Below are 7,366 nucleotides of genomic sequence, written 5' to 3' on the forward strand. Positions count from 1 at the left end.
AGCAATACTGTTACCAATCTTTTTTTATTTTACAATTATATCGTCATTAAAAGAAATCATCATTACTGTACCTAAGTTTAGTTTTGAATTAACTGATATATCAGCACCGATAATATCAGCGTAGTTTTTAACAATTGACAGACCCAGTCCGTAACCATTTTCTTTTGTGTTTCTGCAATCATCAACTCTGTAAAATCTTTCGAAAATTTTCGGCTTATTTTCTTCACTAATACCTACTCCAGTATCTTTTACTGAGATAACTATTTTTCTGTTGATATGTCTAGCTCTTAATAATACTGAATCATTTGTTTGACATGCTTTAAGTGCATTAGATAATAAGTTGATAATTATATTAGCCAACTTTTCTTTATCTGTATGGATATCCAAATCCTCTGATATTTCCATATCAAATAAAACTCCTGCTTTATCATATTGTGTTTTCATAGATTTAAATATTTCATGTAAAAATTCAGTTAGATTAAAATCTGTAGGATTATATATAGTTTCTGGAGTTGATTTTTTAAATGTATTATTTAGCTGATTAATTAAGCTAGTCAATCTATCAATTTCTACTAGAAGAGTACTTACATTTTCTTCATTAGGTTCCATAATGCCGTCTTGAATCAATTCTAAATTTAACCTTAAATTAGTTAAAGGGGTTCTCAATTCATGACTAATATTTTGTGCATATTGTTTTCGATTAAATTCTTGAGATTTTAATGAATTTGCCATGTAATTGATATTTTGGGATAATTGATTTACTTCAACTATATTACTTTTTATAATTGGTAGAATGTAGTTTTGTTTTCTTATATTGACTGTAGCTTGAGTTAATTCTTCAATAGGATTAGTCACCTTTCTTGAAAGGAAAATTGATATTATCAAACTTGTAAAGTATGATAAAAATGTGGATAAAATTATTAATCTTAATAAGTTTGTTATGAACACTTCTCCTCTTTGTTTGAAATTATTATTAATCCTATAAATATATTTGATATGACCTATTTTTTTGTTGTTTTCATCGTATACATCTTTTATTATAGTGTTATAAAGTGGAGTTTTCTTAGCTAATTCGAATCCTTCTTTAAAAGAATATAATTCCTTATCGTTATTGTCATAAAAAATAACATCAAGATCTAACTCACTCAAATACCACATGTACTTATCAATACTTTTTATGCTCAATCCTTGTTGTTGATCTAAAAATAAGTTTTTAGTTAGCTGTTCAATTTTGTTTTGTCTGTTTAGTTCTTCATTGTTAACAAAATTTCTGAATGATAATTGAAAAATGAATACCGCAATAAATGACAATAACATGATAGGAAATATAATAGCTCTTAAAAACTCATATAATATTTCCGACTTAAGCTTCATCGTATACACCTAACTTATAGCCAACGCCATAAATTGTTTTAATATAACGAGGTTTTTTTGGATTATCTTCAATTTTATGTCTAATATTTTTAATGTGAGTATCTATAGCTCTGTCAAAAGCCTCATAATCATAACCAAAAGATAATTCTATTATTTCATCTCTGGTAAATATTTTATTGGGATTAGAGAATAAAGTTTTGATTATTTGAAATTCATTGCTAGTAAGATTTATGCTTTCTCCGTCTTTAATAAACGTGTTATCTTCAAAAGAAATACTTACACGTCCATTATCAAAATAAATTTTTTCGGATTTTGGGAGGCCAAGCTTTTCAACTCTTCTGAGAATTGTTTTTACTTTTTGAACTAATATTTTTAAACTGAAAGGTTTAGTAATATAATCGTCAGCTCCAAGTTTTAAACCCTCTAATATTTCAGATTCATCTACTTTAGCTGTAACCATGATTACTGGTGTTTCAGTTCTAGATCTAATTACTTCCATAACTTTTTCACCGCTAACTTTTGGCAACATTAAGTCTAAAATAATTAATGAATAATCAGTTGTATTAATCATAGTAATAGCTTCTTGTCCATCAAATGCTTGATCAACTTGAAATCCTTCAACTTCTAAGTATTTTCTTTCTGCATTTGATATGTTTTTCTCATCTTCAACTATTAAAATTTTTATATCGGTTAAATTTTCTTTAAACAATTACAAAACCTCCATTTGGACTTAATATTTGCCCAGTCATAAATGAATTTTTATCTGATATTAAAAATTCTACAAGATTTGCAATATCTTCAGGTGTTCCCAGTCTTCCCATGGGAGTGTCCTCTATAACGTAATCTAAATCATCTTTTGAGATGTTATCTAACATAGGTGTATCTATAGCTCCAGGGGCAATAGCATTTATTTTAATGTTACTATATCCAAATTCTTTAGCTAAGGATTTTGTAAGCCCTATTATTGCAGCTTTTGTTGCTGAGTAACAAGATTCCATTGATCCGCCAATCATTCCCCAAATTGAAGTAATATTAATAATATTTCCTTCCTTTTTATCTAACATATCTTCCAATGCTAATTTGCACATATGATAGGTTCCATGCACATTAACATCAAACATATTATACCAATCATTAACTTTAATATCTTGAAATTGATCTACAATAGATATTCCTGCGTTGTTAATCAATATATCAACACATCTAAATTTATTTCTAATTAATTCGAACATTTTTTTGCATTCATCAAAATTTCTTAAATCACACTTATATGATATTGCATCTATGCCTTTATTTCTAATATTTTCAACGATTTCTTTAGCTTTATCTTCATTATTAAAATAGTGCACAACGATTCTATATTCTGGATGATTTTCTAACATTTTGCAAATTCCTTCTCCAATACCTCCGCTGGCACCAGTTATTAAAATTGTCTTCATTTTTTCTCCTTTTAACTGATTATATTATAACATATAGGCAAATTAACAAGTCAAAATGTTTATGATATAATATTAAAACATGTTAAAATATATTAGAGTATAGGATTTGATAATAAGTGAGAGTTTTAGGAATTGACCCTGGTATAGCAATCGTTGGATATTCTATATTGGATTATGATAATAACAAAATAAAATGTCTTGAATATGGTTGCATCACAACAAGTTCAAAATCACCATTACCTGACAGATTATCATTTATTTACAACGAGATGAACAAAATTATCGATGAATTTCAACCTGAAGATTGCGCATTTGAAGAATTGTTTTTCAATAAAAATGTAAAGACAGCAATAACTGTATCTCAAGCAAGAGGAGTAGAAATTCTAAGCTGTATCAATAAGAATTTATGTCTTTATGAATATACTCCTCTTCAAATTAAACAAGCAGTTGTAGGATATGGAAGAGCTGATAAAAGACAAGTACAAGAAACTGTTAAAACAATTTTAAAATTTAACGATATACCTAAACCTGATGATGCTGCAGATGCTGTAGCTGTGGCTTTGTGTCACATTTTTGGAAGTAAATTTAAATATCTAAATGAAATGAAATAGGAGATAATATGTATTCGTATATTATTGGAGTTATTACTGAAGTTCATGAAAATTACATAGTATTGGAAAACAACAAAATTGGTTATAAAATATTCATAACTGATTTTTTTAGGGATAATGTCAGTGCATTTGATGAATATAAAGTATATACTGAATTTGTCGAAAGAGAAGATGCAAGTATTTTGTACGGATTTTCATCTCAAAAAGAAAGAGACTTATTTAATTTGTTAACAGATGTAACATCTATTGGTCCAAAATATGCAATGAATGTACTATCAACTATGACAGTTGATGAATGTAAAACCGCTATTATCACTGATGATATTAAACTTCTAACACAAGCACCAGGCATTGGCAAAAAAACAGCATCAAGGATTATTTTAGAGCTAAAAGAAAAAATCGAAAAAGATTTTGTGCCATCAGAAAAACCTGTTAACAAAGAAGTGAAAAAATCAAGTGATTCAGAATTTGCAAGAGAAGCATTATTACAACTTGGTTATTTTAAAAATGATGTGGATGCATTTATCGAAAACACTGATATTTCTGGATTATCAATTGAAGATATAATGAAAAAAGCAATGAAAAGCTTGGACAGTAGTAGGTAGGGTGAGAAAATGGAAGATAAAAACGATAGAATTGTTGGAGCATCTTTTACGAAAAGCGACGAAGATATTGATTTTAATTTAAGACCAAAATGGATGAGCGATTATATTGGTCAAGATAAAGTCAAGAAGAAATTGTCAATTTTTATTGAAGCTGCAAAGAATAGAAATGAACCATTGGATCACGCTCTATTATATGGACCACCTGGATTAGGTAAAACTACTTTAGCACACATTATAGCTAATGAAATGGGAGTTAACCTAAGGGTTACTAGTGGACCTGCAATCGAAAAGCCTTCTGATTTGGCAAGTATTCTTACAAATTTACAAAAAGATGATGTCTTGTTTATAGATGAAATACACAGAATCAATCGTTCTGTTGAAGAAATTTTGTATCCTGCAATGGAAGATTATGCGTTGGATATTATAGTGGGAAAAGGACCTTCTGCAAGAAGCTTACGAATAGATTTGGAGAAATTTACACTTATTGGTGCTACTACAAGATCTGGTCAATTGACAGGACCACTTCGCGATAGATTTGGTGTTCTATTAAACTTAGAGTTATATGATATAGAAAGTTTGAAGAAAATAGTTACTAGATCTGCGGGTGTTTTGGGAATAGGCATTGATGAAGAAGGTGCCATGGAAATAGCAAGACGAAGTAGAGGCACTCCAAGAATCGCTAACAGGCTATTAAAAAGAGTTAGGGATTATGCAGAAGTAAGAGCAGACGGAACTATTACAAAGGAAATAAGTAATCGTGGTTTAAATTTGTTAGAAGTAGACAAATGTGGACTAGATTATGTTGATAGAAAAATAATAATGACAATGATTAATAATTTTGATGGTGGACCTGTTGGTGTTGATACAATTGCAGCGGCCACTGGCGAAGAAAGGATTACTATTGAAGATGTTTATGAACCTTATTTGTTGCAAATAGGATTCATCAATAGAACCTCAAGAGGAAGAATTGTCACAGATAAAGCGTACAAACATTTTAATATAGTTAGAAAGAGGTGATTTTATAAGATGAATACAGATGATTTTGATTACGAGTTAGATGAAAAATTTATCGCACAAACTCCATTAGATAAAAGAGATGAATCTAAGCTAATGGTTATGGATAGATTTAACGGAAATACAGAAATAAAAAAGTTTTATAATATTATAGATTATTTAAACCCTGGTGATGTTTTAGTATGTAATAACACACGAGTTATTCCCGCTAGACTTTTTGGACACAGACCAGGAAAAGAAGAAAAAATTGAGGTTTTACTTCTACAACAAACAGAAGATAAGTGGGAATGTTTGGTAAAGCCTGGAAAGAAAATGAAGTTAGGTCAAGTAATAGAATTTTCTGATAAAGTAAGCGCAAAAGTCGTAGACATTACAGAAGATGGATCTAGAATTTTAAAATTCGATTATGAAGGAATTTTTGAAGAGCGATTGGATGAACTTGGGAATATGCCACTTCCTCCATATATTAAAGAAAAATTGGATGATAAAGAAAGGTACCAAACAGTTTATTCAAAACACAAAGGAAGTGCAGCAGCTCCTACAGCAGGCCTTCACTTTACAAATGAACTTTTAGAAAAAATCAAAGAAAAAGGAATTTATGTAGTATTTTTAACATTACATGTGGGACTAGGAACATTTAGACCTGTTAAAGTAGATGATGTTAAAGATCATCATATGCATTCTGAATATTATACTATAAGTCAAGAAGCTGTAGATATTATTAATCGACAAAAAAGTGAAGGACATAAGATTATAGCGGTAGGGACTACAAGCGTAAGAACTTTAGAAACAGTTACACACAATAATAATTCAAAACTAGTAGCTGAAAGTGGCTGGACAGATATTTTCATCTATCCAGGCTTTGAATTTAATATCGTGGACAGCTTAATCACTAACTTCCATTTACCTAAGTCTACTTTAATGATGTTGGTTAGTGCTTTTTCAAAGAAAGAATACATTTTTGATGCTTATGAAAAAGCAAAGCAAAATGATTTTAGATTTTTTAGCTTTGGGGATGCTATGTTCATAAATGGAGGCAAGAATGTTTAAATTTACACTAGAGAAAAAATCGTCTCAATGCAAAGCAAGAACAGGGACAATAGAAACAAATCATGGTGTTATAAAAACACCTGTGTTTATGCCTGTAGGCACAAGAGCAACAGTTAAAGCAATGAACAATGATGAATTGAAATCTATTGGTTCTCAAATAATTCTATCTAACACATATCATTTATACTTAAAGCCGGGTCAAGAAATTATCAGAAAAGCAGATGGCCTTCATAAATTCATGAATTGGGATAGACCAATTCTAACAGATAGTGGTGGATTTCAAGTTTTTAGTTTGAGTAAGACAAGAAAAATTACTGAAGAAGGAGTACAATTTAGAAGCCATATTGATGGATCAAAACATTTTATATCTCCTGAAAAATCAATGGAAATTCAAAATGATTTGGGATCCGATATAATGATGGCTTTTGATGAATGTGTTCCTTATCCAGCAAGTTATGAATATACAGAAGACTCAATGAAAAGAACGTTAAGATGGCTTAAAAGATGTAAAGATTATCATAAAAACACTGATAAGCAAAATCTTTTTGGGATTATTCAAGGTGGTATGTACAAAGATTTAAGAGAATATTCTGCTAAAAATACAATTGATTTTGATTTGCCAGGCTATGCTATAGGTGGATTATCCGTAGGCGAACCTAGAGATTTGATGATTGATTTATTAGATTTTACAACTGATTTTATGCCAGAAAATAAACCAAGATATTTAATGGGTGTTGGTACACCGGATTACCTATTCGAAGCAGTTGAACATGGAGTTGATATGTGTGATTGTGTTCTTCCTACAAGAATTGCTCGTAATGGTACAGCCTTAACTTCTAAAGGTAAATTAGTCGTTAAAAACGCAAAATATAAAGATGATTTTTCTGCACTTGACGATAATTGCGATTGTTATGCTTGCAAAAACCATACTAGAGCATATATCAGACATTTACTAAATGTAGATGAAATCCTAGGTGCAAGATTATTGTCTATTCATAATTTGAGATTTTTAATCAAATTGATGGAAAATATTAGAAAATCTATAGAAGAAGATAGATACTTAGAATTCAAAGATGAATTCTATAGAAATTATGGTTATGATTATCATCAAAAATGTGATAATATTAAATAAGTAAATATTTAAGACCAGCTATCAAATGTCAAGAGAGAATAAAAAATAATTTATCTTGAAATTTAAGGCATGTCAAACAAGCCTAAAAATTTAGGCTTAGAAAAATTGAATAACAACTAAATATTAGGTATGTAAGATTTG

Annotated in this window: 8 protein-coding genes; 5 read left to right on the top strand and 3 right to left on the bottom strand. The window is 29.5% G+C overall.

Annotation, left to right across the window (positions count from 1 at the left end; translation table 11 throughout):
• Positions 1-24 precede the first annotated feature (24 nt).
• Genes DES33_RS02730 through ymfI form a run of 3 tightly spaced genes read right to left on the bottom strand, consistent with a single transcriptional unit; the run spans position 25 to position 2,813 of the window.
• The gene (locus tag DES33_RS02730; RefSeq protein ID WP_110058005.1) at positions 25-1,374 is read right to left on the bottom strand and encodes a sensor histidine kinase; all 1,350 of its coding nucleotides are present in this window, start codon (positions 1,372-1,374) and stop codon (positions 25-27) included.
• The gene (locus DES33_RS02735; protein ID WP_094205727.1) at positions 1,364-2,083 is read right to left on the bottom strand and encodes a response regulator transcription factor; all 720 of its coding nucleotides are present in this window, start codon (positions 2,081-2,083) and stop codon (positions 1,364-1,366) included. The genes DES33_RS02730 and DES33_RS02735 overlap by 11 nt, the downstream gene beginning before the upstream one ends.
• A complete protein-coding gene (gene ymfI / locus DES33_RS02740) occupies positions 2,076-2,813 on the bottom strand; it encodes an elongation factor P 5-aminopentanone reductase (RefSeq protein ID WP_094208644.1) in 738 nt (245 codons plus the stop codon). The genes DES33_RS02735 and ymfI overlap by 8 nt, the downstream gene beginning before the upstream one ends.
• Positions 2,814-2,929: 116 nt before the next feature.
• On the opposite strand from ymfI, the gene ruvC reads away from it, so the two are divergent.
• The 5 genes from ruvC to tgt are packed head-to-tail and all read left to right on the top strand — an operon-like array spanning position 2,930 to position 7,225.
• On the top strand, positions 2,930-3,424 hold the full coding sequence (ruvC, locus tag DES33_RS02745; protein WP_094208643.1) for a crossover junction endodeoxyribonuclease RuvC: 495 nt from the start codon (positions 2,930-2,932) through the stop codon (positions 3,422-3,424).
• An 8-nt stretch (positions 3,425-3,432) separates the two neighbouring features.
• Positions 3,433-4,029, top strand: a complete 597-nt coding sequence (gene ruvA, locus DES33_RS02750; RefSeq protein ID WP_110058006.1) for a Holliday junction branch migration protein RuvA — start codon at positions 3,433-3,435, stop codon at positions 4,027-4,029.
• A gap of 9 nt (positions 4,030-4,038) precedes the next feature.
• Entirely contained in the window at positions 4,039-5,046 is a 1,008-nt protein-coding gene (gene ruvB / locus DES33_RS02755) for a Holliday junction branch migration DNA helicase RuvB (RefSeq protein ID WP_094205723.1), read from the top strand.
• 9 nt (positions 5,047-5,055) lie between these two features.
• Positions 5,056-6,093 (top strand): tRNA preQ1(34) S-adenosylmethionine ribosyltransferase-isomerase QueA, encoded by a 1,038-nt coding sequence (queA, locus tag DES33_RS02760; RefSeq protein ID WP_094224735.1) that lies wholly within the window; start codon positions 5,056-5,058, stop codon positions 6,091-6,093.
• On the top strand, positions 6,086-7,225 hold the full coding sequence (gene tgt, locus DES33_RS02765; protein WP_094208640.1) for a tRNA guanosine(34) transglycosylase Tgt: 1,140 nt from the start codon (positions 6,086-6,088) through the stop codon (positions 7,223-7,225). The genes queA and tgt overlap by 8 nt, the downstream gene beginning before the upstream one ends.
• The last annotated feature ends 141 nt before the right edge of the window (positions 7,226-7,366 follow it).

Source organism: Finegoldia magna (assembly GCF_003182075.1).
Taxonomy (GTDB): Bacteria; Bacillota; Clostridia; order Tissierellales; family Peptoniphilaceae; genus Finegoldia; species Finegoldia magna.

What these genes read in the sequence shown, in the direction of transcription:
- DES33_RS02730 (WP_110058005.1), bottom strand. Translation starts at nt 1,374, where the DNA reads ATGAAGCTTAAGTCGGAAATATTATATGAGTTTTTAAGAGCTATTATA.
- ymfI (WP_094208644.1), bottom strand. Translation starts at nt 2,813, where the DNA reads ATGAAGACAATTTTAATAACTGGTGCCAGCGGAGGTATTGGAGAAGGA.
- ruvA (WP_110058006.1), top strand. Translation starts at nt 3,433, where the DNA reads ATGTATTCGTATATTATTGGAGTTATTACTGAAGTTCATGAAAATTAC.
- ruvB (WP_094205723.1), top strand. Translation starts at nt 4,039, where the DNA reads ATGGAAGATAAAAACGATAGAATTGTTGGAGCATCTTTTACGAAAAGC.
- queA (WP_094224735.1), top strand. Translation starts at nt 5,056, where the DNA reads ATGAATACAGATGATTTTGATTACGAGTTAGATGAAAAATTTATCGCA.
- tgt (WP_094208640.1), top strand. Translation starts at nt 6,086, where the DNA reads ATGTTTAAATTTACACTAGAGAAAAAATCGTCTCAATGCAAAGCAAGA.